This window comes from Nocardia sp. NPDC102475 (assembly GCF_055584605.1).
On sequence record NZ_JBVJLS010000011.1, the window covers coordinates 208,072 to 231,500 of the forward strand.

Annotated in this window: 25 protein-coding genes and 1 pseudogene; 11 read left to right on the forward strand and 15 right to left on the reverse strand. The window is 64.9% G+C overall.

Features of this window, described 5'->3' with window-relative positions:
• Positions 1-38: 38 nt before the first annotated feature.
• Positions 39-893, reverse strand: coding sequence for a WD40 repeat domain-containing protein (locus tag ACZ60G_RS21405; protein ID WP_465811787.1), 855 nt, complete (start codon positions 891-893; stop codon positions 39-41).
• Positions 890-1,480, reverse strand: a pseudogene (locus tag ACZ60G_RS21410) (serine/threonine-protein kinase); the annotation flags it as partial. The pseudogene ACZ60G_RS21410 and the gene ACZ60G_RS21405, both read right to left, overlap by 4 nt.
• A 407-nt stretch (positions 1,481-1,887) precedes the next feature.
• Between ACZ60G_RS21410 and ACZ60G_RS21415 the strand changes: the two are divergent.
• Positions 1,888-2,412 (forward strand): hypothetical protein, encoded by a 525-nt coding sequence (locus ACZ60G_RS21415; protein WP_465811788.1) that lies wholly within the window; start codon positions 1,888-1,890, stop codon positions 2,410-2,412.
• 284 nt (positions 2,413-2,696) lie between these two features.
• On the opposite strand, the gene ACZ60G_RS21420 is transcribed toward ACZ60G_RS21415, so the two are convergent.
• From ACZ60G_RS21420 to ACZ60G_RS21430, 3 genes are all read right to left on the reverse strand, one after another.
• A complete protein-coding gene (locus ACZ60G_RS21420; protein WP_465811789.1) occupies positions 2,697-2,876 on the reverse strand; it encodes a hypothetical protein in 180 nt (59 codons plus the stop codon).
• Positions 2,877-2,911: 35 nt separating this feature from the next.
• A complete protein-coding gene (locus ACZ60G_RS21425) occupies positions 2,912-3,163 on the reverse strand; it encodes a hypothetical protein (RefSeq protein ID WP_465811790.1) in 252 nt (83 codons plus the stop codon).
• Between the two features lie 564 nt (positions 3,164-3,727).
• A complete protein-coding gene (locus ACZ60G_RS21430) occupies positions 3,728-3,886 on the reverse strand; it encodes a hypothetical protein (protein WP_465811791.1) in 159 nt (52 codons plus the stop codon).
• Between the two features lie 204 nt (positions 3,887-4,090).
• On the opposite strand from ACZ60G_RS21430, the gene ACZ60G_RS21435 reads away from it, so the two are divergent.
• The 3 genes from ACZ60G_RS21435 to ACZ60G_RS21445 all read left to right on the forward strand — a co-directional run bounded on the left by ACZ60G_RS21435 (position 4,091) and on the right by ACZ60G_RS21445 (position 6,371).
• Positions 4,091-4,978: a helix-turn-helix domain-containing protein gene (locus ACZ60G_RS21435; RefSeq protein WP_465811792.1), complete on the forward strand. Its 888-nt coding sequence runs from the start codon at positions 4,091-4,093 to the stop codon at positions 4,976-4,978.
• A 2-nt stretch (positions 4,979-4,980) separates the two neighbouring features.
• Complete coding sequence (locus tag ACZ60G_RS21440; protein WP_465811793.1) at positions 4,981-5,181, forward strand: DUF397 domain-containing protein; 201 nt, start codon at positions 4,981-4,983, stop codon at positions 5,179-5,181.
• Positions 5,182-5,426: 245 nt separating this feature from the next.
• A complete protein-coding gene (locus ACZ60G_RS21445; protein ID WP_465811794.1) occupies positions 5,427-6,371 on the forward strand; it encodes a MerR family transcriptional regulator in 945 nt (314 codons plus the stop codon).
• A gap of 74 nt (positions 6,372-6,445) precedes the next feature.
• On the opposite strand, the gene cysC is transcribed toward ACZ60G_RS21445, so the two are convergent.
• The 3 genes from cysC to ACZ60G_RS21460 are packed head-to-tail and all read right to left on the reverse strand — an operon-like array spanning position 6,446 to position 10,136.
• On the reverse strand, positions 6,446-8,284 hold the full coding sequence (gene cysC / locus ACZ60G_RS21450; protein ID WP_465811795.1) for an adenylyl-sulfate kinase: 1,839 nt from the start codon (positions 8,282-8,284) through the stop codon (positions 6,446-6,448).
• Positions 8,284-9,216 carry a sulfate adenylyltransferase subunit CysD gene (gene cysD / locus ACZ60G_RS21455; RefSeq protein WP_465811796.1) on the reverse strand — a complete coding sequence of 311 codons (933 nt, stop codon included), beginning with the start codon at positions 9,214-9,216 and terminating at the stop codon, positions 8,284-8,286. Before cysD ends, cysC begins: the two co-directional genes overlap by 1 nt.
• Positions 9,217-9,248: 32 nt before the next feature.
• The gene (locus tag ACZ60G_RS21460) at positions 9,249-10,136 is read right to left on the reverse strand and encodes a helix-turn-helix domain-containing protein (RefSeq protein WP_465811797.1); all 888 of its coding nucleotides are present in this window, start codon (positions 10,134-10,136) and stop codon (positions 9,249-9,251) included.
• A gap of 89 nt (positions 10,137-10,225) precedes the next feature.
• Between ACZ60G_RS21460 and ACZ60G_RS21465 the strand changes: the two genes are divergently transcribed.
• The 3 genes from ACZ60G_RS21465 to ACZ60G_RS21475 are packed head-to-tail and all read left to right on the forward strand — an operon-like array spanning position 10,226 to position 13,338.
• A complete protein-coding gene (locus ACZ60G_RS21465) occupies positions 10,226-11,389 on the forward strand; it encodes a hypothetical protein (protein WP_465811798.1) in 1,164 nt (387 codons plus the stop codon).
• Positions 11,389-12,165, forward strand: a complete 777-nt coding sequence (locus ACZ60G_RS21470; protein WP_465811799.1) for an SDR family oxidoreductase — start codon at positions 11,389-11,391, stop codon at positions 12,163-12,165. Before ACZ60G_RS21465 ends, ACZ60G_RS21470 begins: the two co-directional genes overlap by 1 nt.
• 9 nt (positions 12,166-12,174) lie before the next feature.
• Complete coding sequence (locus tag ACZ60G_RS21475; RefSeq protein WP_465811800.1) at positions 12,175-13,338, forward strand: sulfotransferase family protein; 1,164 nt, start codon at positions 12,175-12,177, stop codon at positions 13,336-13,338.
• 39 nt (positions 13,339-13,377) lie between these two features.
• Here ACZ60G_RS21475 and ACZ60G_RS21480 read toward each other — a convergent pair whose 3' ends face one another.
• Positions 13,378-14,049, reverse strand: a complete 672-nt coding sequence (locus ACZ60G_RS21480) for a PaaI family thioesterase (protein ID WP_465811801.1) — start codon at positions 14,047-14,049, stop codon at positions 13,378-13,380.
• 247 nt (positions 14,050-14,296) lie between these two features.
• On the opposite strand from ACZ60G_RS21480, the gene ACZ60G_RS21485 reads away from it, so the two are divergent.
• Positions 14,297-14,950, forward strand: coding sequence for an HAD family hydrolase (locus ACZ60G_RS21485; protein ID WP_465811802.1), 654 nt, complete (start codon positions 14,297-14,299; stop codon positions 14,948-14,950).
• Between the two features lie 102 nt (positions 14,951-15,052).
• On the opposite strand, the gene ACZ60G_RS21490 is transcribed toward ACZ60G_RS21485, so the two are convergent.
• Positions 15,053-15,646, reverse strand: coding sequence for a TetR/AcrR family transcriptional regulator (locus ACZ60G_RS21490; RefSeq protein WP_465811803.1), 594 nt, complete (start codon positions 15,644-15,646; stop codon positions 15,053-15,055).
• 60 nt (positions 15,647-15,706) lie between these two features.
• Between ACZ60G_RS21490 and ACZ60G_RS21495 the strand changes: the two genes are divergently transcribed.
• Positions 15,707-16,036 carry a hypothetical protein gene (locus tag ACZ60G_RS21495; protein ID WP_465811804.1) on the forward strand — a complete coding sequence of 110 codons (330 nt, stop codon included), beginning with the start codon at positions 15,707-15,709 and terminating at the stop codon, positions 16,034-16,036.
• Positions 16,033-16,548, forward strand: coding sequence for a hypothetical protein (locus ACZ60G_RS21500; protein WP_465811805.1), 516 nt, complete (start codon positions 16,033-16,035; stop codon positions 16,546-16,548). Before ACZ60G_RS21495 ends, ACZ60G_RS21500 begins: the two co-directional genes overlap by 4 nt.
• A gap of 164 nt (positions 16,549-16,712) precedes the next feature.
• Here the strand turns inward: ACZ60G_RS21500 and ACZ60G_RS21505 are convergent, their stop codons facing one another.
• The 5 genes from ACZ60G_RS21505 to ACZ60G_RS21525 form a co-directional block, all read right to left on the reverse strand.
• On the reverse strand, positions 16,713-17,969 hold the full coding sequence (locus ACZ60G_RS21505; protein ID WP_465811806.1) for an RNA polymerase sigma factor: 1,257 nt from the start codon (positions 17,967-17,969) through the stop codon (positions 16,713-16,715).
• An 8-nt stretch (positions 17,970-17,977) separates the two neighbouring features.
• The gene (locus ACZ60G_RS21510) at positions 17,978-18,325 is read right to left on the reverse strand and encodes a YciI family protein (RefSeq protein ID WP_465811807.1); all 348 of its coding nucleotides are present in this window, start codon (positions 18,323-18,325) and stop codon (positions 17,978-17,980) included.
• Between the two features lie 350 nt (positions 18,326-18,675).
• Positions 18,676-19,488 carry a DUF1206 domain-containing protein gene (locus ACZ60G_RS21515; protein WP_465811808.1) on the reverse strand — a complete coding sequence of 271 codons (813 nt, stop codon included), beginning with the start codon at positions 19,486-19,488 and terminating at the stop codon, positions 18,676-18,678.
• Positions 19,489-19,996: 508 nt separating this feature from the next.
• Positions 19,997-20,800 carry an ABC transporter ATP-binding protein gene (locus ACZ60G_RS21520; protein ID WP_465811809.1) on the reverse strand — a complete coding sequence of 268 codons (804 nt, stop codon included), beginning with the start codon at positions 20,798-20,800 and terminating at the stop codon, positions 19,997-19,999.
• 20 nt (positions 20,801-20,820) lie between these two features.
• Positions 20,821-21,492: a FadR/GntR family transcriptional regulator gene (locus ACZ60G_RS21525; protein ID WP_465811810.1), complete on the reverse strand. Its 672-nt coding sequence runs from the start codon at positions 21,490-21,492 to the stop codon at positions 20,821-20,823.
• A gap of 241 nt (positions 21,493-21,733) precedes the next feature.
• Between ACZ60G_RS21525 and ACZ60G_RS21530 the strand changes: the two genes are divergently transcribed.
• Positions 21,734-23,401: a 2-isopropylmalate synthase gene (locus tag ACZ60G_RS21530; protein ID WP_465811873.1), complete on the forward strand. Its 1,668-nt coding sequence runs from the start codon at positions 21,734-21,736 to the stop codon at positions 23,399-23,401.
• The last annotated feature ends 28 nt before the right edge of the window (positions 23,402-23,429 follow it).

Below are 23,429 nucleotides of genomic sequence, written 5' to 3' on the forward strand. Positions count from 1 at the left end.
TGTTGATCACTGCCGAGCCGACAGCCGGATCGGTGGATCTACTGCGGCTTGGTCACCTTCCACAGCCGGACCGTCTTGTCGTCGCTGCCGGTGGCGAGCAGGGTGCCGTCGGGGCTGAACGCCACAGAATTCACCGGGTCGGTGTGGCCGGTGAGGGGCTGCCCGACCGGTTGGTGCGTGCGGGTATCCCACATCCGCACCGCGCCGTCCCCACCCCCGGTGGCCAGCAGAATGCCGTCGGGACTGAACGCCACCGCAACCACGGCGCCGGCGTGGCCGGTGAGGGGCTGTCCGACCGGTTGATGGGTGCGGGTATCCCATATGCGCGCCGTGGCGTCCTTGCTGCCGGTGGCGAGCAGGGTGCCGTCGGGGCTGAGCGCCACTGACAACACCGGGCCGGTGTGGCCGGTGAGGGGTTGCTCGAGGGGTTGATGGGTGTGGGTATCCCATATGCGCGCCGTGGCGTCGTAGCTGCCGGTGGCGAGCAGGGTGCCGTCGGGGCTGAACGCCACCGATTGCACCCAGCCGGTGTGACCGGTGAGAACGGTGGGTGACTGGTCGGTCGAGGGGCGACGGGCGGTGATGATGATCCCCGCCGCGGCGGCGGTGACCGGAACGGTGATCGCTGCGCCGATCAACAGTTGGCGCCGACCGATCCGGCGGTCAGGCGAGGCTGTCGGCGGCGGTGTCGGAGCTTCGATCACGGTCTCGGCGAACCGGCGATCGACGGGGGAGGCAGCGGATTGCGGTGGTTCGGGTGGCGGCGTGGAAGGCGGTGTCTCTTGGGTGGTTTGGGCCGCGGTCGCGGTGAGGGCGTGTCGGGTGGCTTGGGCCAGGGCGGTGCAGGTGCGGTAGCGTTCCTCGGGTTTCTTGGCCAGGGCGGACGCGATCACGGTTCGAGTTCTGCGGGTAGCGCGGGTCGTATCCGGCTCGGTGCTGGTGGTGGTTCGCTGAGGTGGGCGCCGACGACGGCGGCCTGGTCGGCGCGGGGAAACGGCGGCTGGCCGGTGAGCAGGTGATAGAGGGTGCAGCCGAGGGAGTAGATGTCGGCGCGGTGGTCGGCGCCGGTGCGGGTGAATCGTTCGGGGGCGGCGTAGGCGAAGCTGGCCGAGATCGACGAGAGGGTGACGGTGCTGTCGAGGGTTCGCGCGATCCCGAAATCGGTGAGCAGGGCACGCTGCCCGTGCCGGAAATCGGCCTCGGTCAACAGGTTCGCTGGTTTCACATCCCGGTGCAGCACACCCTGGGTGTGCGCGTAATCGAGGGCGGCCGCGGCATCGGCGATCAACTCCACCACCAATTCCGGTGCCAAGCCACCGGGGGTCTCGGTGAGTAGCGCGGCGGCGTCTCCGCCTCGGATGTGGCGCATGGCTAGCCACAGCACCGGATCACCTGGGGCGCTGCGGTCGTGAACGGTGACGATGTTCGGATGATCAAGGCGTGCGGCCAGGGCGGCTTCGCGGTCGAACGCCGCCCGGGCGCGCGGGTCGGCGGCGAGGGCGTCGTTGAGTACCTTCGCCGGAGGGCTGCTGGCTTTTGGTTATCACCGATTCGAGGTCTGGCGTGACCCACGAGTGAGGCCAGACGTATTGCCGAAACCGTGACCGTTGCGGGGTTTGTTCCCACGGCGGTTGTCGATATATCCGACGGCGACAATTCTCCCGTAGCCGAGGCCTACTTTATCGGTCCTTTGAATCCGAGGTTGGAGGTGCGGCGGTAGCAACTGGCCGTGCGGTCCGGCCTCCCTCGCGCTTTTCCCGGCAATGAGCCGACATGTGCATTCATGCAGTGGGCCACCATATCTCTTTGTGCCAGAGCATGATTCGCCGTTCCCGGCAGCTGCTCGGGCTAGCGTTTCGCGGCGAGCGCCCGTGCTACATTCGCGCAATGACATGGCAACTCGGCCGCCTCGGCAAGGTCGGCTCGTTGGGCATTTTCGTCGCAGCGCTCGCGGCGTGTGGCAATTCGCATCAAGCCCCATCTGTCACTGCGACTGCGATCGTTCCTGCCGCAACCGCATCTCCGGCGGGTGCGAGTGTCGCTACAACATCCGGGCCTGCGCCTCGCTTGATGTTCCCCAATACCACCTTTTTCGCGGCTCCGGACAGCTTCGATGCATCGACGCAGATGCTGATGTTCCATGTCAGGAAGCACGTTGCGGGCGGCCCGAACAATGGGCATTTCGAGGCGGACCCGGACCGGCCGCAACAATACCGGCTGCTGTTGGCTGCAGGCGTGAGGATCGCCAGCGTATTCAGTCTGTGTTCACCGAACGATCCGGTTTTGACGCCGGAAAAATCTTGCTCGAAAGCCGAATTCACCGCAGACTTACCCAAATACCATGGCGTGCTGCAACTTCACGTTGATGCAGCCGATCACATCGACGCGATCGAGGAGCAGTACCAGCCGTAGTGTTAGTGCCGCGTGATCGAGCCTTGGGGCCGGAGCTCCGTTGAACGCAGTCAAATGGTGGTCGCCCACGCCGCATTCGACCGCCATATCGCTACGCTCGGCGAGCAGCTGGAGTGGGTAGTGCTGCAATCTATCTGGACGGGGCATTAGCCGCGCCGTACTGACCGGGGCTGGATAGTCGCCGGTGCGCCGAGTCGTGGATGTATTGGATTGGTCCCGTCTGCGGACCGTCTGTTATTGGTGCCACCGGTGACGCTCGACATGATGAACAAGAGAGTGTTCGATCAGGGTTCCAGATATAGCCGTTCATTGGGGAGACGTGGGTACCCGCTGGCGTCGCCCAGGTCCATGGTCACCGCATCGGCGTAGTGCCGCGCCTGGTGCTCCTGCATAAAAGTCAGTGCCGCGGTGAGACAGGCGACGAAGTCGAACCGTGCTCCGTGCAGGAACACGCTGAGATGCACATCCGGCTCTCCTGGGCTCGGAGATGCGTTCGCGCTCATGGGTTCTCGCGATCTGTGAGGCTGACCGGCAGGACATCTATCACATCGTCGTTGCTTCCGTCGTCCTCGTAGTCAACGCACCAACCGTCCTCGTCCACCTCGGTAATCCCGTCGGCGGTGTGGCGCAGCGTGACGCTATCGACGGGCGCGAGTTTGAGCTTCTCCGGCGTGTGTTCATGAAAAACCTTCAGCAACGCCGCCACCGACGGCGCGATCTCGGTCCTACGTTGCCGTTCAAGCTCATTCATGGCACACAACTCCGAAACCGCTGGGCGCGAAGTAGGCACGGTCGTCGAGGGCCCACGCACCGATCCACGGACACTCAAGCATGAGCGGCCCTCCGGCGAACGGGCCGATACTGCCCTGAGCAGGCGCGGATCGCGTCGACCACCACAAGCCCGGACGGCCGGAAGGTGCATCGGGGTGGTTCGATCCAGCGCCGGAACTGTTCACCTTGGTCGGCGGGCGACGGTAGCGCGACAGTCCCACCGGTTCGCACCACCGAGACATTCAGGCGGAACATTTCGGCGAACAGGCGCACATCGTCGGGGATGTCCGGTCTGACCAAGTAGGTCCAGCGGTCCGAGCGTGGATGCGACAGGATCGGACCGATGTCCGAACCCTGTTGCTGCATATGTATTTTCACGGCGTGGCCGAGGTGACCGGGAAGCATCAGTGCCAAACGTGTTCCGCCTTCATGATGATGCGGCCCAGGTGCGGCGGATCGATGCTGGCGGGCAGATCGCACACTCGCCGATAGAAGTAGCAGCGCGACACGGGTGTATCGCCAAAAGCTATGTGGTCCATCGGTTTTAGACCTCTTCATCGGATTGTTCAGCGCGGGTTTGATCGGGTTGCCACTCGGACAGGGCGCTCAGGTACCGCTCGAGAACATCGGCGGGGACATCGACCGCGAGTGCGGCGGGTGGGCCGACGAGCGGCACGCGGTGCGGTAGTTCTGGTTTCAGCATCGTGACCCCCTCGGTACGACTGCGGATAAGGTGCGCTCTGTCCCTGAACCAAAATCCCCTGATGAAGGGGAAGGAGAGGTTTGTTTCTCCGAGCGCACATCCAGTAGACACCTAGACTCGCCAAACTGGAACTATCAACGCCTGAGTTCCATGGAATACACTGGAGTTCCAGTTTGAACCTCCACCTGTAGCGAGGCTAACGAGATGACGACTCTTCCCTATCGGGCCATGGGCCGACTGCTGCGCGAGTTGCGTGGCGAACACACCCAATTGGCGGCCAGTCGCGTACTGGAGATCTCCAAGCAGGGCGTCGGCAGGCTGGAGAAGGGGCAGCCGATCAAGATGACGACAGCGGACCTCAACAACCTGCTGGACTTCTACCAAGCCGCATCGGAACAACGTCAGACAGTGCTAGCGCTGTGGGCGGAAGTGCGGGAAACCAAGTCGCAGAACGGAAACCGGCGAGGCTGGTGGCGGGCGTACGCGGACACCTACGGTGCCCATTTCGATCATTACCTGTCACTCGAGGAGGCCGCCAACCGGCTCACGACCTTCCAACTCACGTTGCTTCCGGGGCTACTTCAGACTCCCGCGTACCGCAGGGCGGTCGTTGAAGCCGCGTATCCGGAGATCTCCCGAGTTGAACTCGAACGCCGCGTCGAGTTGATGATCAGGCGGCAGGCGCGACTCTCCATCGACGCCGATTTTGCGGTGGACGTGGTCTTGGCTGAGATGGCGTTGCGCCTGCCGGTTGGCGGGCCGGAAGTGATGGCCGAACAACTGGACTCGCTGATCAAGGTGTCTCGCTTGCCCAATGTGTCCATCCGAGTGGTTCCGAGCGGCGTCGTCGGCTACCCGGGCTTGGTGATGGGCAGCTTCACGTTGTGCGAGTTCCCAGCGATTACGCCCGGTCACGATGACTTGCTCGAACCTCCGGTCGTATACATCGAGAGCCATGAGGGGGCATTGTTCCTCGATGAGGACACCGCCGTCGCCAGGTATCGCAGTGCCATACTGGATATCCAGCGTGTAGCGTTGTCCTCACAGCAGACTAGGCGGCTGCTCTCGGAGATAGCGGAGAGTTTGAGGTGATCATGGACCTTTCGAATGCCCGGTGGTTCAAGTCCAGCCACAGTGGCAGCGAACATGCTTGTGTCGAGATCGCTCATCTTGACGAGGGCATGGTGGGTGTGCGCGATTCGAAGAACCCAACTGGTCCGGCGCTGGTCTTCACGTCTTCGGAGTGGAACGCGTTCACCGCTGGCGTACACGATGGCGAGTTCGACCGGCCATGACACGTCGCTAGCAGCAGCCTCCAGCCTCAAAGCTGGGGGCTGTCTTCGTGATACGCCCGGCATAGGTGATCGCTTAGGAGTGCGAGTCTCTGGAGGAAAACGTGGTGCCAACTCCGAACCGGAGGCACCGGGACTGAATGCAGGCGATATCCACGAGTTCTTCCGCGTCATCGGCTGAGCCCATCGGACCCGTAGCATCGCGGGGATTTGCGTCTCCACCAAGGGGAGGCGGGAGGCTGGGAGGTATGGACGGCGACACGCTTTATCCGATCGGCACGATGGCCGAACGGACCGGTCTCTCGGTCAAGACCATCCGGTTCTACGCCGATGCCGGTGTCGTGCCGCCGACCGCCCACAGCCCCGCCGGTTACCGGCTCTACGACGACGATGCGCTCGCCCGCCTGCAATTGGTGCGCACCCTGCGCGAACTCGGCATCGATCTGCCCGCCATCCGACAGGTGCTCGACCGCAAATTGACGGTGCCCGAGGTCGCGGTCGCACATGCCGACGCGCTGGAGTTCCAGATCAGCACTCTCCGGGTGCGGCGCACGGTGTTACGAGCGATAGCCGAGCGGGGCTCGACCCCTGAGGAGATGGAACTCATGCACAAGCTCGTCGAACTCTCCGACGCCGAAAAGCGCCGCCTCATTACCGAATTCGTCGAAGACGCCTTCGGTGGCACCGATGCGAATCCGGAATTCCTCGATCTCATCCGCTCGGCGATGCCGGAACTACCCGACGACCCGGAACCCGCCCAGGTGCAGGCCTGGGTGGAACTCGCCGAACTCACCCGAGATCCGGATTTCCGCGCATCGGTGCGCCGCATGGCCGAATACCAGGCCGCGCAGCGCGCCGACGGCGATACCACCGGCCTGCACCACGAGCTGACCGAACTCGTGCGCGAACGAGTCGGCCAGGCGCTCGCAGCCGGAACAGCGCCGTCGTCGGATGCGGCCCGACCGATTGTCGATGGGCTGACTGCCGCATACGCGACAACATTCAGCCGTCCCGATGACGCGGAGCTACGGAACTGGCTGCTGACCCGGCTCGACGTCGCGGGAGACCCACGCGCCGAACGCTATTGGCAACTCCTTTCGATCATCAACGGCTGGCCTGCCCCGCCGACCCTGGGACCGGTGTTCGACTGGTTGGGCGCCGCGTTGCGGGCCGATTCCTCCGCCTCGTATTGATCCCAGGCATCCGACACCGCGACGTCGAGTGCCTCGGCGGTCGCACTGCCGGACTGGCTCCCTGACCGATCTTCTCAGTCCAGATCCGCAAGCTTGGCGAGGATGGCCGCGGCCATGGCGGCCGGGTCGCCGTCCTCGGGCCGCAATACCAGTTCGGCTCGGGTGGGTGCCTCGTAGGGATCGTCGATGCCGGTGAAACCGCGGATCTCACCGGCGCGGGCCTTGGCGTACATGCCCTTGGGGTCGCGGGCTTCGCAGATCTCCAGTGGCGTATCCACGAAGATTTCGACGAAGGGGATGCCCGCGGCCTCGTGCACGGCGCGGACCTTGTTGCGGTCGGCCGCGTAGGGACTGATCAGGGAAACCACTGCGACCACACCGGCTTCGGCGAACAGGCGCGCCACTTCGCCGACGCGGCGGATATTTTCGACGCGGTCGGCGGCACCGAAGCCGAGGTCGGCATTGAGACCGTGGCGCAGGTTGTCACCGTCGAGCAGGAATGCCGGGCGGCCCGCCGCGACCAGGCGACGCTCCAGTTCCACTGCGACGGAGGACTTTCCGGAGCCGGACAGGCCGGTCAACCAGACCGTCAGCCCTGCTGTCGGGCGTTCGTCGCGACCAACAGCGGTGGCATGCCAGACGACACGAGAGGAGGGCAGGGTCGGTCCGGTGATCATGCCAGCGCCGACAGTGTTGTTGGTGGTGTCGTCGACGAGGATGAAGCTGCCAGTGATGCGGTTGCGGCGGTACGGATCGAACAGCAGCGGCTGGCGGGTGCGCAGCTGGATGCGTCCGATTTCGTTGAGCGACAACGAATTCGCGCTCTCATCGCGATGCAGGGTATTGACGTCGAGGCGGTAGTCCAGGCTGCGCACTTCGGCGGTCGCGGTGCGGGTGGTGTGCCGGATGGTGTAGGTGGCGCCGGGGGTGAGTTCGGAATCCTCGGCGAACCAGCACACCATCGCGTCCAGATCGCGTCCGACATGGGGCCGATTCGCGGGGCGGCAGATCAGATCGCCACGGGAGACATCGAGGTGGTCGGTGAGCTGGATGGTAACGGCCTGTGGCGGAAAGGCTTCCGCGATCGGTGTTCCACCCGGACCCCAGATCGCCTCGACCGTGGTGGTGAATCCCGAAGGCAGCACCGCGACTTCATCGCCCGGTTTGAAGACACCACCGGACACGGTACCGGCGTAACCACGGAAATCCTCTGCGTGCCTACGGGTCACATATTGCACCGGGAATCGCGCATCGATCAGATTGCGGTCGGAGGCGATATGCACCTCCTCGAGGTGGTGCAGCAGGGGCGAGCCCTCGTACCATGGCATGCTCGCGCCACGGTGCACGATATTGTCCCCGTGCAGCGCCGACATCGGGATGAAGCTCAGATCGACGACATCGAGTTTCGTTGCGAAACCGACGAATTCCTCGCGGATCTCCTCGAACCGGTCCTGCGACCAATCGGCCAGGTCCATCTTGTTCACACACAGCACCAAGTGCGGGATGCCGAGCAGGCTGGCCAGGAAGGCATGCCTCCGTGTCTGTTCCACGATGCCCTTGCGTGCGTCCACCAGGATCAGCGCGAGGTCGGCGGTGGAGGCGCCGGTCACCATATTGCGGGTGTACTGGATATGGCCCGGAGTGTCGGCGATGATGAATTTGCGCCGGGGCGTGGCGAAGTAACGGTGCGCCACATCGATGGTGATGCCCTGTTCGCGTTCGGCGCGCAGGCCATCGGTGAGCAGCGCCAGATCCGGATAATCGTCGCCGCGCGCCTTGCTGGTCCGCTCCACCGCGGCGAGCTGATCGGTGAAGATCGTCTTGGAGTCGAACAGCAGACGGCCGATCAGCGTCGACTTACCGTCGTCGACGCTGCCCGCGGTGGCCAGGCGCAACAGGGTGGTGGTCGTCATCAGAAGTAACCTTCCCGCTTGCGGTCTTCCATGCCTGCCTCGGAAATACGGTCGTCGGCGCGGGTGGCGCCGCGCTCGGTGATTCGGGTGGCGGCGACTTCGGCGACCACATCGGCTGGGGTCGCCGCGGTCGATTCGACACAGCCGGTGCAGGTCGCATCGCCGACCGTCCGGAATCGCACCGTACTGTCATAGGGCTGCTCGCCGTCGAGCAGGGTGAGAAATCGGGTGTGCGCCAACAACATTCCGTCCCGCTGCACCACCTTTCGGCGGTGCGCGTAGTACAGCGGCGGCAGCTCGATGTCCTCGGCGGCGATGTAATGCCAGATATCGAGCTCGGTCCAATTGGACAGCGGGAACACCCGGATGTGTTCGCCCTTGCTGTGCCGGCCGTTGTAGAGATTCCACAGCTCCGGTCGCTGATTGCGCGGATCCCACTGCCCGTATTCGTCACGGAAGCTGAACACGCGCTCTTTGGCGCGCGCCTTCTCCTCGTCCCGGCGCGCGCCGCCGAATACCGCGTCATATCCGCCCTCGCGGATAGAGCGCAGCAACGTGGCTGTCTGCAAACGGTTCCGGGAGGCGCGCGGTCCGGTCTCCTCCTTCACCCGGCCCGTGTCGATATCGTCCTGCACGCTGCCGACCACCAGTCGCAGACCGAGCCGCTCGACCGTGCGGTCGCGGTATTCGATGACCTCGTCGAAATTGTGCCCGGTATCGATATGCAGCACCGGGAACGGCAGCGGCGCCGGCCAGAAGGCCTTGGCCGCGAGGTGCAGCATGACCACCGAATCCTTGCCGCCGGAGAACAGCAGCACCGGCCGTTCGAAGGTCGCGGCGACTTCCCGGAATATATATGCCGACTCGGCCTCGAGCGTGTCCAGATGAGGCAGCTCGTAGGTGCTCGCCGTCGACTTCGCGTACTGGCTCACGCCCCAAAACTAGAACACGTTTCGGTCATTGGTCAATGGTTCGAATCCGGCTTGTGACCCCCGGATTCGGCGGTCACCCGATCCGCGGCCGCCACCAGTGCGGTTCCGCGGCGGTCGATCTCGGCGCCGGTGATGGAAGCTCCGACATACATCGTCAGCACCATGTTCTGCCTGCTGTCGCTGCCGTAGGTGGGTGCCGCGAGCAGGCTGACCGGATGTTCCTTGCGCGGGCGCAGATCGGTGCCGAGATAGACCCGCTCCCCGAGGCTGGTTACCAGTTCGCCGACGAGTTCACGCACTTCATTGGGCAGATCGCTGGCCGCGACCCCGGCCAGCAGAGCGTACAGTCGCCGACCCGCGGCGGTCAGGCTTTCGACCAGGTAACCACGCTCGCGGCACTCCGCGACGATTCGGCGCAGCCGGGCCTCGTCCTGGCGCAGCGGCACCGTCGGCGGCTTGCGCAACCAGGCGTCGAACGCGGCGTCGGTATCCCAGAGCACGTACATCAGACCGACCGGCGGTGCGAAATGGTAGGCCGCACCCACCTTGACCAGGCCCGGCCCGGTGCTTTCCAGCACCATGATCTGCTCGCCGACCACCGCCGACGCGGTACAGGTGGTGCGATAGAGCGCGGTGAGTTTCTCCAGCTCGGCGCGCGCGATGGAGGCGATGGCGAAGCTGTCCTGCGCGACCCGTCCCGCGGCGATCAGCGCAGGTCCGAGGCCATAGGTGCGGGTGTTCGGGTCGCGCATGAGATAGCCGCCTGCGGTCAGTTCGGTGAGGATGCCCAGACAGGTCGGTTTGGCCAGGTCGAGTTCGCGGGCCAGTTCGGAGAGGCCGAAGCGTTTGCCGCGCCGCTCGACGAAGAAATCGAGCACTTGGACCACCCGTGCGGTCGGGGCGGATCTGCGGGCAACCATGGACAACTCCTAGAACAGGTTCTAATCTTGCATATATCGAAATGTACCAGAGCGGTACATATTTGGAACAGCTACTTCGGAGAAGCCTCTTGCTGACACAGCCGTTCGCGGAAGCCATCGCCGCCGCCGAGGAAATCATCACCGGCGCACCGCACATTCGAACCGAACAGGACCTCGTCGAGGGCTACGACTACCTCGCGGGCAGTATTCGCGCCTCCATCCAGATGGCGTGGGCCTTCGAGCGGGACTTTCCGTTCTTCGTCATGTCCACCGGCCCGTATACGAAGATGGGTCTGGACAATCCGGACACCCTCTACTTCCATTCGTATCTGCGCCCCGACGCCGAGTATGTGGTGACCGGAAACCGCGGTACCACTCGTGACCTCAGCTTCCAGGTGCTCAACGGCAACTACTCGCCGGTGGATGTCCCCGACAGCGAGACCGCCTTCGACGCCCGCGCCCTCGATATCGCGGCCGACGGGTCCTACGAGCTCCGTCTCGGACCGGGCGAGGCGCGCCGCGGCTATGTTCATCTCGCGCCCGACTCCGCGATGCTCGTGGTGCGTGAGGTACACAGCGACTGGGCCACCGAGAAGTCCGGCACGATCCGCATCCAGCGGGTGGACCGGATCGGCGACGCACCGCCGCCGCCGACCAGGGACCTGATGAGCAAGCGGTACGACATAGCCGGGAAGATGCTGGTCTCGCGGCTGAATACCTTCCTGGCGTTCCCGAAGTGGTTCTATCTCAACCTGCCGGTCAACACGATGACCGAACCGCGCTCCACTCCGGGCGGGCTCACCACCCAGTTCTCCTCCGTCGGCCATTACGAACTCGACGACGATCAGGTAATGATTCTCACCGTGCCGAAATCGGATGCGCCGTACCAGGGCTTCCAACTCGGCAGCATGTGGTATCTGTCGCTGGACTACATCAACCACCAGACCAGCCTCACCGCCGACCAGGCGCGCGTGGATCCGGACGGGATGATTCGGCTGGTCATCAGCGAGCGCGACCCCGGACTGGCCAACTGGATCGAGCGCACCGGGCATGCGCGCGGGTATCTGCAGTTCCGTTGGCAACAGCTGTCGCGGGATCTGAAACCCGAGGACGGGCCGAGCGTGGAGGTGGTATCGGTCGCCGAATTGCCCGAGCGGCTGCCCTACTACCAGCAAGCTCGGGTCACGCCCGAGGAATGGAAGGCGCGGATCGCGGCGCGTCAGGTCGCCGTGGCGGAAAGGATGCTCGGCTGATGCTGTTGCAGGACAAGGTAGTTGTCGTCTCGGGCGTCGGTCCGGGGCTCGGCCGAGCCATCGCGGTGCAGAGTGCGCGCGCCGGTGCCGATGTGGTGCTGGCCTCGCGGACCGAATCGCGGCTGACCGAGGTGGCCAAGGAGATCACCGAACTCGGCAGGCGCGCGGTGGTGGTGCCGACCGATATCAATGATGAAGCGGCCGTGACGAATCTGGTCGAGACGGCACAGAGCGCCTTCGGCCATGTCGACACCCTGGTGAACAATGCCTTCGCGATTCCGCCGATCACCGATCTGGCCGATGTCGATCTCGATGATGTGCGCGCTGGCTTTGAGACGAATGTGCTTGCCGCACTGCGGTTGACGCGTCTGTTCGTGCCCGCGTTGACCGAGTCCAAGGGCTCGGTGGTCATGATCAATTCGGCGGTGCTGCGGCATTCGCGGCGCACCTTCGGGCCGTACAAGATGGCCAAGGCGAGCCTGCTCGCGCTGGCGCAGAGCCTGGCCACCGAACTCGGGCCGAAGGGCATCCGGGTGAATACCATTGCGCCCGGCTATATCTGGGCCGACAACCTGAAGTGGTACTTCAACTATCAGGCCAAGCAGCGCGGGATCACTCCCGAAGAGGTGTACGCCGAAACCGCCAAGACGATCGATCTGCGCAAGCTTCCCGAACCCGATGAGATCGCCGACGCCGTGGTCTTTTTCGCCTCGCATCTGGCGCGGGCGGTCACCGGCGCCTGCCTGGATGTCAACGGCGGCGAATACCACCACTAGGAGATGACTGTGATCGGCAGAGACGACGTCGGCACCATCGACGATCTGCACGCCTCGGCGACCAAGGTCGTCGGATTGACCGATTTCGGCGATGACGGCTACCGCGAGGGCCTGGCAGTGCTGCTCGAGTCCTATGCCAAGGAAGCCGAGCTGACGCCCTTCGGCAATAAAGTGAATCGGGCCTTCCTACGCGGTGCGCTGATCGCGCGGCTGCTGAGTGAGGCCGCGTGGCAACGCTTTCCCGAACATGCCGAGGTCGCGATCGAGCGCCCGATCTTCGTGACCGGCCTGCCGCGTTCAGGTACCACGGCGGTGCACCGGCTGCTCAACGCGGATCCGGCGCATCAGGGCCTGGAAATGTGGCTCACCGAGATGCCGCAGCCGCGCCCGCCGCGCGAGACCTGGGCGGACAATCCGGTGTACCAGCGGATCGAGGCGGCCTTCGAACAGCACCATGTGGAGCATCCGGAATTCATGGGCGTGCACCATATTTCGGCGGACCAGGTGGAGGAGTGCTGGCAGCTGCTGCGGCAGTCGTTGATGTCGGTGTCCTACGAATGCCTGGGCTATGTGCCCGGCTATTCCGAGTGGTTGCGCGAACAGGATTGGACCGATGCCTATCGCAGGCATCGGCGCAACCTGCAGTTGATCGGGATGCTCGATGCCGACCGGCGCTGGGTTTTGAAGAACCCGAGTCATCTGTTCGCGCTGGACGCGATCTTCGAGGTGTATCCGGATGCGCTGGTGATCCAGATGCACCGCGATCCGCGCACCATCATCGCCTCGGTGTGCAGTCTGAACGAGCAGGCCTCGGCGGGGTGGTCGGAGAAGTTCCGCGGTCCGGTCGTCGGTGCGGGACAGTTGGATCTGTGGGCCAGGGGTGCCGATAAGTTCCTCGCGGATCGCAAGCGGCACAATGCCGCTCAGTTCTGCGATGTGTACTACGACGATTTCGTCGCCGACCCGATCGGCACCGTCGGATCGATCTACCGGCACTTCGATATCGAGCTGAGCTCCGAGGCCGAAGCGGCGATGGCGGAATTGCATGCGGAAAGCACCTCGGGCGCGGCCCGTCCCGTGCATCGCTACACACTCGAGGACTTCGGCCTCACTGCGGATCAGGTCGACGATCGCTTCGCCGAATACCGCAACAAACACTTCCCGACGAGCTAAGGGCACCCGAGATCGGATGTAATCACCTGATCTCGGTTCTCACTGCTGACCTGGTTTGAGCACGATGAACAGCCCCTCTGCCTCGGCGCAGAGGCGTTCGCCGTCGTGCAGGGTGGCCCGGACGTAGACCTTGCGGCCGTCCTGCCGTTCGGTCCAGGCGTGCACCCGCAATTCGGTATTGAGCGGGGTGATGGAGCGGTAGTCGACGGTCAGCGAGGCGGTGCGGGTCACCTCGCCCGCGTGCAATGCCGCGGCCATGCCGAGCAGATCATCGAAAGCGACCGCGACCTGTCCGCCGTGGGCGGCCTTATTGCCGCCCAGGTGGAAGGTGCGGAAGGTGATGCGGGCATCGACGCCGTCCCGGCTCGCCTTGTCGACGACGAACGGTGGGAGGGTGATATTGCCGCGGGAGGGCAGGTCGGCCCGGGTCCAGGCCGGCGCGGACCATTCGTCGACGATCGCGGCGTCCAGCTTGTCGTTGAGCTGTTTGAGGACGCCGATCGTCTCCAGCGCGAGCTCATCGGTCGGACATGCCAGCCGGGCCCGATCCATCAGGCTGCGCACCTGTTCGATGAATGCGCCGTAGTGCGGGCCGCCGCGCGAAATATCGAGGTCGTCCAGCTGTGCGTCGATCAGCTCCGACATCGGCCGGAACCCGCCCTCGTGGTGCTCCTCGCTCGGTAGCGAGTGGCCGACCTGCTCTTCGTTCATATAGAACACGTTATCGGTTGCCGGTCGAATGCTCGTTCGGCGGGTCTGCGCGATGTGCTGGAATCGGGCGAAGCCGCCGAATGTGGCGGTGAAATGGTGGTGGGATGCGAGGGCAGGGTTGGCTGGCCTAGTGTGGGTACTCGTTCCTCATCAGGTCTTCCGAAACCCCCCACCGCGGGGCGGGTCGATGGGTCGGCCATCGGGTCGTCGCCGAACGGTGTTTGCCCGGCGAAAGGCTTTGTCCCATATGCACATTGCTGCTGTTGTCTTCGATATGGACGGCGTCCTGATCGACTCCGAGCCGGTGTGGGAGCAGGTGCGCCGCGCGTATGTGGCCGAGAAGGGCGGGCGCTGGCTTCCCGATACACAGCAGCGGTTGATGGGGATGAGTACGGGGGAGTGGTCGGACTATCTCAGCGGTGAACTCGGTGTCGGTGTGCCGCCGGATACCGTGGCCAATGATGTGATCGAGCGGATGGCGCAGCAATACGAGCAGTCGGTGCCACTGCTGCCGGGCGCGGTCGAGGCGGTGCAGCGCATCAGTGAACACTGGCCGCTCGCGGTGGCCAGTTCGTCGCCGCGCAGCTTGATCGATACGGTGCTCGGGCGCACCGGGCTGATCGAATTCTTCGGCGTCACCTTCTCGACCGAGGAGGTCGATCGGGGTAAGCCCGCACCCGATGTCTACGTGGCGGCGGCCGCGTTCATGCGGCACAAGTCCACCGAATGCGCCGCCGTCGAGGATTCGAGCAACGGACTGCGCGCGGCACACGCCGCGGGAATGCGCGTCATCGCGGCCCCGCGCCCGGAATACCCGCCCGCCCCGGACGCCCTCGCCCTGGCCGCCGAGGTGATCGACACCCTGGACAAACTCACCCCTGAGATCGTCGCCGGGGAATGAGCCCATCGCCACTGCGGACCACAGAACCACTTGGTTATGGAATTCACCGTCCCGTAGACGCGGTGTCGAGGTCTGCGCCTGAACCTCGCTTCCTTGCGATCCTCAGGAGTGGTAGGACTCGAGCAGGGCGCGGGCAGCAGCGGTGAGGTCGGCTTCGAGCCAGGCGGGGAGGGCGGGGGCCTGGGCGTGGCGGCGCAGCGCGGCGTAGGGCAGGTCCACCACGGCGCGGCTGACGGCGTCGATTTCGCGGTCGCCGTCGCGGCCGAAGCGGGCGGCCGCGATGCGGCGCAGGTGGTCGATGAGCGGTGCGTTCATTTCGTCGAGCCGGGCACGGAACTGCGCATCCGGTCCGCCGTCGAGCAGATCGCTGGGGCGCAGATTCAGCAGAAGCCTTGCGTCGTCAGGTAATTCGCGACCGAAGCGAATGCTCGCCACCGCCATCGCGACACCGGCCTCGACCGGGTCCGGTTCGGTGGCGGCGGCCTTGACGCGGTCCTGGAAGCGTTCGAGCGCGCGCAGCCAGGCCGCGGTCAGCACACCGTTGCGGTTGCCGAAGCGGTGATAGAGCGTGCCGACGGGTGCACCACTGGCCGCGGCGATCGCCGCGACGCTGGCGGCGCGGGGACCGTCGGTCAGCACGAGGGTGCGCGCTGCGTCGAGGATCACGTCGGTGTCGTGCTTGCGGGGAGGCGCCATGTACTAGTACGTTCCTTCTATATGGAGCGATTGCCCTACATAGATGAGCATGCCAGATCAGTGGACGCGAATCGCGATCGGGTGTGGAAAGCCTTGCTCAAAGTTGTCTGCAAGGATCCCGACGATCCGTCGAAGGCGCCGACCGGCTTCGTACTCGACGCCGCCGAGGAGCCCGCTCGACTGGCATTGCGGGGGCGGCACTGGTTCTCGCGGTATGCGCTGGTCTTCGAACTGGACGAGCAGGGGCCGAGTCGCACTTTGGTGCGAGCGCAGAGCTGGGCCGAATTTCCGAGTCTGCGCGGAAAGGTCTACCGCGCGTTGGTCATCGGCACCGGTGTCCACAAGATCGTGGTGCGCGATATGCTCCGCCGAATCGCGGCCGCGGCATGATCCCGGGGTTGGTCTGGGGTGCCACCGAGGCCGAGTGCGAACTCCCCCTGCCCTGTGACGAGGTGCAACCCGGTGGGGTGCAGGCGGATCGGGCCATCAGCATCGACGCGCCACCCAGCGTGGTGTATGGCTGGCTGTGCCAATTGCGGGTCGCGCCTTACAGTTACGACCTGCTCGACAACTTCGGCAGGCGCAGCCCACGCCACCGCGATCCGGCGCTGACCGAACTCGAGGTGGGACAGCGGTTCATGTCCGCGTTCACCCTCGTCTCCTTCGTGCTGTGCCGCCATATCACCCTGGTCTCCGGGAAGATCTGCGTCACTTACGCGGTGCGACCCGAAGCGCACGGGACCCGACTGATGGTCCGAATGCAGTGCGGCGCACCGTGGCTCATCGCGCGCGTGCTGGCCCTGGGCGATGTGGTTATGATGCGCAAACAGTTGCTGACGCTGAAGCAACTGGCCGAGGCCGAGGTATCGCGGCCCCATCAGCTACGACGTGATGGCCGATGACGCGATCGCGTTCCTGGACAAGGTGATCGGCGGCCCGGAGCACCTGGTCGGTTACAGCGATGGTGCGAATATCGCACTGTTGATCGCGATCCGGCGTCCGGACCGATCGGCGCGGATCGAGGTCACATGTGTCGCGGGCGATCATCTTTCGGAGCGCGACGCGGTTATTCACATCCGGCCATGCGGTCCAGTAGTAGCGCCTGTTCGGCATTGTTCCCGGTCAGCTCCGCGGCACGGGCGAATTCGGCACGCGCTTCGTCCGGTCGACCGAGCCGGTCGAGCAGGTCGCCGCGGACAGCGGGGAGCAGGTGATAGTTGTCCAATGTGCCAGTGACGACGAGCGCGTCGACGAGTTCGAGACCCGCTGCGGGGCCGTGCACCATGCTGACCGCGACGGCCCGATTCAATTCGACGATCGGGGACGGAAACCGTTCGGCGAGAACCGCGTACAGGCCCGCGATACGCCGCCAATCGGTTTCCTCGGCGCTCGGCGCCATGGCGTGCACGGCGGCGATCGCGGCTTGCAGCGCATAGCGGCCCGGTCGTATCCCGCGATCGCGGCTGAGGGCATGGGCCCGGCCGAGTGCGGCGTAACCACGCCGGATCAGCAGCTGATCCCATCGGACACGCTCCTGATCCGCCAGCAGAACAACGGTTTTCGTGGGACTCATCCGTGCGGCCGAGCGCGAGGCCTGCAATTCCAGCAGCGCGGCGAGGCCGTGGGTTTCCGGTTCATCGGGCAGCAGACTCGCCAGCATTCGCGCCAATCGCAAGGCGTCCTCACACAATTCGACGCGGATCCAATCATCGCCCGCCGTCGCCGAATAGCCTTCGTTGAAGATCAGGTACACGACCTCCAACACCGAATCCAGACGCCTTGTCAGCTCGTCACCCTGCGGTACCGCATACGGCACGCGCCTGGCGGCGATGGTGCGTTTGGCTCGCACAATGCGTTGGGCGACAGTCGATTCCGGTACGACGAAGGCGCGCGCGATCTCCTCGGTGGTCAATCCGCCGAGCAACCGCAGCGTCAACGCCACCCGGGCCGGTTGTGACAACACCGGATGGCAAGCCGTGAAGATCATGCGCAGCAGATCGTCCTCGATATCCTCCGCCGAATCGGACTCGGGAGCGGTCCGCAGTTCATGGCCGACGAGTGTCAGCTTCCGCGCGAGATTCCGATGACGCCGCACCCGATCGATCGCCCGATGTTTCGCGGTGAGCATGAGCCAGCCGCCCGGATTCGGCGGCACACCGTCGTGTGGCCACTGCTCCAGGGCCGCGACCAGCGCGTCCTGGGCCAGTTCCTCGGCGGCGTCGATATCACCGACGATCCGGGTCAGGCCGGCGACCAGGCGCGGCCATTCCATCCGCCACACGGTTTCGACGGCATCTCGGATCTGCTCGGGCGACCGGCTCATCTATCGGATCAGCCCTCGACGACCTGCCGAATCTCTATCTCGATATTCCACTCCGGCCCGTGCACGCTCAGGAAGCGCGAGGTCCATTCCACCGCCTCCTGCTTCGTCTTGGTCTGCAGCAGGCAGTACCCGCCGACGACTTCCTTCGACTCGGTGAAAGGACCATCGAGGACGGTCTGCTTACCGCCGGACTGGGTGATCTTGGTGGCCTCGGTGATCGGGTGCAGACCGGCGGTATCCAACAGCACCCCGGCCTTGGTCATTTCCTCGATCACCTTGTTGACCTGCTCGATCAGCGCCTCGTCGGGAGCCGGCGCATCGGTTGGGTCGACTCGGATCAGCATCATGTGTCGCATCTGGCCATCCTCGGTTCAGTGGTCGGCTTGTCCGACCCTCACTCAACGCATCGAACGGCGTCGCCTCGAATCGACATTCTTCCGAAAATTTTTCCGAAAGGCACATTCCTCACGCGGGCTCCCTCATCCGTCACCGCGAGAGCTTCGAGGCCAGCGGTGACGAATGTGGCCTAAGTAGTTCCAGAGTGCCGCCGCGACCAAGCTGCGCTCGGCTCGCCCGTACCAGTGTGGGGACCGTGTACGGATCGCCACACGGGTGGAGATCGAAGACGTCGAATACGCGGCCCCGTCACGCAATACCTTTGGCATCAACCCAGGCTTCTGACCAGGGGTGCGGTAGCCGCTCGGCGCTACATCTTGGCACTGCGGGCCATGACGAAGCTGTAGAGCCCGTAGGTGATTATGCCTGCCCCGGCGATCAGGAGCAGGACCATGCCGAAAGGTTGCGCGCCGAGCGTTTTCACGGCCCCGTCCAGGCCTGCGGACTTGTTCGGATCGGATTCGGTCGCCGCCAGGATCACCAGCAAACCGACCGCGGCGACGGCCAGCCCTTTAGCGATGTAGCCCACCGTGCCCAGCCGCCGCACGAAGGCGCTCGGGCTCCCACGCAGATCGTCGAGGAAATTCTGGGTGGCTCCCTTGTGTACGTGGTAACCGCCCACCCCGATGATGACCAGCCCAGCAACGACGAGCACGATCGTGCCCGCCGTGTGCTGCATCAGGCGTGCGGTGAGCCCGACACTCTGGCTGCTGCTCGATTGCCCACTGCCCAGTGCGAAACGGAACGCGGTGATCGCCAATGCGAAATAGACGACGGACAGCGCGAGTGCCTTGGCCCGATCGAACACTTCGGACTTCCGGCTCTCGGCGCCCGGCTCGGACGCACTGCCGAAGACGCCCTCCGCCAGCCGCCACAGCGCCATCAGCACGAACGCGACCACGCCAACCCACAGGCTGATCTCGCCACCCGGTTTATTCGCCAGTTCCGCCATCGCCCCGGATTGATCAGCGTTGCCCCCACCGCCGAACGCGAGCCGGATGGCGATGTAGCCGATGAGCAGGTGGACCAGGCCGGACATGACATAGCCGGCGCGGGCGAGACGCGCGAACACGCTGCTCTGGGCGATGTGCCTGGGGGTGCGGGATAGACCGGTGCGGGTCATGCTGTTCCTCCATCCAGGTATTACGACGCGAAGCCCGCGCAGGACATCGACCGGTTACCCATGTCCGCAGAGAAAGCACCTACCGCAGATCGGTTCGATGATCGGCAGTGCCGCCATCGCCGCGACAATCACCGCGCGCATGTCCGCGCACGGTCTGGGGGGAGGCAAGATCGGGAAGGGGGGCATGGGAGCCGACGCCATCCCCGACCCCATCAAGGATCTACTCAGCTCAGCCCTGAGCCAGGCCATGTATCTGCCAGTCGGATTCCTCGTGGCCGGCATCGTCGCGGCCCTGCTGTTCGAATCGGCGATGTCACCTCGCCACGATGCCGCCGAGACGGTGACGACCGAACCGTCGCTCCCCCAATTCGGTCGCGGTCATAGCCCCGGCCGACGCGGGCTGACTTTTCGTGTGCGGCGACCGCGCAGGGTGGTGGCAATTTGCCGCTTGGGCGGCAGTGGTCGTGATCGTGCGGGGATGCCGAAATTTTTTCGAAAGGCACATTCGTCACGCGGGCCAGGCGCGCACGGCGGCACGCGCGGTCCAGCGACCGTCGTCGTAGCGGACCGTGACCGGATGGTCGAAGGCCGCGCTCACGGTCTCGGTCGTGACCGTTTCGACGGCGGGACCGGTGGCAACGGTCCGGCCGTCGGCGATCAGCAGTGCATGGGTGGTGGTGCTCGGCAACTCTTCCAGATGGTGGGTGACCAGGATCGAGGCGACCTCGGGATGGGTTCGGCCGAGTGCGTCGATGGTCTCCAGGAGTTGTTCGCGAGCCGCCACATCGAGTCCGGTGGACGGCTCGTCGAACAGCAGTAGGCGTGGTTCGGCGATGAGCGCCCGCGCGATCAGAGTTCGGCCGCGTTCGCCCTGCGACAGCGTCGGCCAGATCTCCTCGGCCTTACCTTTGAGGCCGACGGTGTCGATCATGGCGTCGGCGCGGCGTAGGTCCTCCGATGTCGGCGTCCAGCGCATCGGGGTGTCGATGGTGGCGGTGATGCCGGTGAGCACGACCTCGCGGACGGTCAGCGGATACCGCAGTGGATGGCGCGGATTCACATGGCCGATCGAGTGGCGCAGTGGGGCCAGATCGACGCGGCCCATCCGCTGGCCGAGGATATCGACGGTGCCCGAAGTCGGGAAGGTGATCGCGGCGCAGAAGCCGAGCAGGGTGCTCTTGCCCGCGCCATTGGGTCCGAGCAGTGCCCAGTGTTCGCCCGCGTGCACGGTCAGTGAGATGCCGTCGATGATCTGTTTGCCTTCGCGGCGGAAGGTGACCTCGCTCAGTTGCAGCACTGGGGTTTCGGGCACGGGAGATCTCCATTCGGTCATCACGTGAATGCGTCTTTCAGAGCGGTCAGGTGCTGTCGGCTGAATTCCGCTGCGGCACTGGAATTTCGATGTGCGATCGCATCTGTGAGCCGAATGTGCGCGTCGTGGTCGGCGGGTTCGGAGGGGACCGGGCGGATCTTCAGCATATCGATCATGGCCACCCGCAGCCGGGGCAGAAAGCTGTCGAAGAGCTGGGTGAGCACATCGTTGTGGGCGGCGACGATGACGGCGCGGTGGAATGCCATATCGGCATCGACATGGTCGGCGGTCGGTTCGCCGTGCGCCTCCCGTGCGGCCAGCGCCCGGCGGATCGCGCGCAGGTCGGCCGGTGTGCGGCGCTGCGCGGCCAGGGCGGCGGCCTCGGCCTCGATGGCGATGCGGGCTTCGATGACCGCGGCAATGGTGGCGCGGCGCAGCACCACATCCCAGTCCTCGGTGACATCCAGCGCGGTCACGAAGACACCCGCGCCCTGACGGCTGTCGAGCACGCCCTTGCCCGCCAATTCGCGGATCGCTTCGCGCAGCGTCGAGCGCCCGACGCCGAGCTGTGCAGCGAGGGTCGTTTCGCCCGGAAGGCGATGTCCCAGTGGCCATTCCCCGTTTCGGACGCGGGTGAGCAGCAGTTCCGCCGCCTGTGCCGCGAGGGGGTGGCGCCGTACCTGCGAGACCATCTGAACCTCTCTACTTGTCTGAGGAGTTGTGTATAGTCTAGCAATCATGCGCACCACGCTTCTGCTTAGCCGCCACGGCGGGGCCTAACGACCGGCCACCCGCCGTGGGGCTTCGTCGTGGCCGGTCACCGTTCTCTGTGACGGCCGCGAAGGCCAGGAAGCAGCAACCATGACCACGTTCCCCACCATCGCCACGCCCGCCGGTGCCATCTCCGCCTGGAACAGGCAGCGACATTCGCAGATGCCCTCGCAGCGCTACCACAGTGTCTACGATCGAGTGGAAGTGCCACTCGCCGAACGTGATTGGCCGAATGCCCGGCTCAGCCACGCGCCACTGTGGGTGCCGGTCGATTTGCGCGACGGCAACCAGGCGCTGGCCGAACCCATGGATCCGGCGCGCAAACGGCGATTCTTCGAACTGCTGGTTGCCATGGGCTACAAGGAGATCGAGGTCGGTTACCCGTCCGCATCGCAGACCGATTTCGACTTCGTCCGCCTGATCGCGCACACCGACCTCGCGCCGGAGGATGTCACGATCGTGGTATTCACCCCGGCCCGACGCGATCTCATCGAGCGCACGGTGGAATCGGTACGCGGAATCCGCAACGAGGTCGTCGTCCACATGTACACCGCGACAGCGCCGGTATGGCGAAATGTGGTGCTGGGCAAGGACACCGACGAACTGCGCGAGCTGATCGTGTCCGGTGGCCGCGATGTCCTCGAATTCGCCGGTGATCTGGCGAATGTGCGATTCGAATTCTCGCCCGAAGTATTCAACCTGACCGAACCCGATTTCGTACTCGACATCTGCGACCGCATGACGACCCTGTGGGACGCCACTGCGCAGCGGCCGGTGATCCTGAATCTGCCTGCCACGGTGGAGGTTGCGACACCGAACGTGTATGCCGACCAGATCGAGTACATGCACAAGAATCTGGCCCGGCGCGACAGCGTCATCCTGTCGGTGCACCCGCACAATGACCGTGGTACCGGTATCGCGTGCGCGGAGCTGGCGGTACTCGCGGGAGCCCAACGCGTGGAGGGCTGTGTCTTCGGCAATGGCGAACGCACCGGCAATGTCGATATCGCCACGCTGGCGCTGAATCTGCATGCGCAGGGCATCGATCCGATGATCGACTTCTCCGATATCGACGAGATTCGCCGGACCGTCGAGTACTGCACGCGCATGCCGATCCACGAAAGGCATCCATACGTAGGCGACCTCGTGCACACCGCGTTCTCCGGCACCCATCAGGACGCGATCAAGAAGGGTATGGCCGAACATCGCGATCGCGCGGCCGCGACCGGTATCGATGAACGCGAACTCGATTGGCGTGTCCCGTACCTGCCGATCGACCCGGCCGATATCGGGCGCAGCTATGACGCGGTGATCCGGGTGAATTCCCAGTCCGGCAAGGGCGGCATCGCATATCTGCTGGAGTCCGAATACGGCCTGCAACTGCCGCGTCGACTGCAGATCGATTTCGCGCGGCATGTGCAGACGCGCACCGATGACACCGGTCTGGAGATCACCGCCGCCGAACTGTACGAGCTGTTCGAGGCGACCTACCTGCACACCCGCGCGGGGTCGGTCGAGTTGACGCAATGGCGCACGACCGATGCGTGCACCGAGGTCACGCTGAGCGTCGGTGGTGTCGCCGAGCGCAGCGAACATCGCGATATCGGTCCCGTCGAAGCGCTCACCGCGGCACTGGCCAGGGTGGGCTATCTGGTCGAGGTGCTCGGCTTGTCCCAGCAGTCGATCAGGCCGGGCAACGACGGGACCGCGATCACCTACCTCGAGTACCGCAGCGGTGCGCATACCGGATGGGCATGCGGACGCAGTGATTCAGTGCTCACCGCATCGCTGGCCGCGGTCATCCGAGCCGCGAACGCGCTAGTCTCCTAACGGGTAGCAATACGACATCTCGGTCAAA

Coding starts and splice junctions, on each gene's coding strand:
- ACZ60G_RS21480 (WP_465811801.1), bottom strand. CDS start 14,049: ATGAACGAAGAGCAGGTCGGCCACTCGCTACCGAGCGAGGAGCACCAC.
- ACZ60G_RS21525 (WP_465811810.1), bottom strand. CDS start 21,492: ATGGTCTCGCAGGTACGGCGCCACCCCCTCGCGGCACAGGCGGCGGAA.
- ACZ60G_RS21510 (WP_465811807.1), bottom strand. CDS start 18,325: ATGCGACACATGATGCTGATCCGAGTCGACCCAACCGATGCGCCGGCT.
- ACZ60G_RS21440 (WP_465811793.1), top strand. CDS start 4,981: ATGGACCTTTCGAATGCCCGGTGGTTCAAGTCCAGCCACAGTGGCAGC.
- ACZ60G_RS21505 (WP_465811806.1), bottom strand. CDS start 17,969: ATGAGCCGGTCGCCCGAGCAGATCCGAGATGCCGTCGAAACCGTGTGG.
- ACZ60G_RS21415 (WP_465811788.1), top strand. CDS start 1,888: ATGACATGGCAACTCGGCCGCCTCGGCAAGGTCGGCTCGTTGGGCATT.
- ACZ60G_RS21500 (WP_465811805.1), top strand. CDS start 16,033: ATGATCCCGGGGTTGGTCTGGGGTGCCACCGAGGCCGAGTGCGAACTC.
- ACZ60G_RS21430 (WP_465811791.1), bottom strand. CDS start 3,886: ATGCTGAAACCAGAACTACCGCACCGCGTGCCGCTCGTCGGCCCACCC.
- cysC (WP_465811795.1), bottom strand. CDS start 8,284: ATGACGACCACCACCCTGTTGCGCCTGGCCACCGCGGGCAGCGTCGAC.
- ACZ60G_RS21460 (WP_465811797.1), bottom strand. CDS start 10,136: ATGGTTGCCCGCAGATCCGCCCCGACCGCACGGGTGGTCCAAGTGCTC.
- ACZ60G_RS21485 (WP_465811802.1), top strand. CDS start 14,297: ATGCACATTGCTGCTGTTGTCTTCGATATGGACGGCGTCCTGATCGAC.
- ACZ60G_RS21425 (WP_465811790.1), bottom strand. CDS start 3,163: ATGAATGAGCTTGAACGGCAACGTAGGACCGAGATCGCGCCGTCGGTG.
- ACZ60G_RS21515 (WP_465811808.1), bottom strand. CDS start 19,488: ATGACCCGCACCGGTCTATCCCGCACCCCCAGGCACATCGCCCAGAGC.
- ACZ60G_RS21470 (WP_465811799.1), top strand. CDS start 11,389: ATGCTGTTGCAGGACAAGGTAGTTGTCGTCTCGGGCGTCGGTCCGGGG.
- ACZ60G_RS21445 (WP_465811794.1), top strand. CDS start 5,427: ATGGACGGCGACACGCTTTATCCGATCGGCACGATGGCCGAACGGACC.
- ACZ60G_RS21490 (WP_465811803.1), bottom strand. CDS start 15,646: ATGGCGCCTCCCCGCAAGCACGACACCGACGTGATCCTCGACGCAGCG.
- ACZ60G_RS21435 (WP_465811792.1), top strand. CDS start 4,091: ATGACGACTCTTCCCTATCGGGCCATGGGCCGACTGCTGCGCGAGTTG.
- ACZ60G_RS21530 (WP_465811873.1), top strand. CDS start 21,734: ATGCCCTCGCAGCGCTACCACAGTGTCTACGATCGAGTGGAAGTGCCA.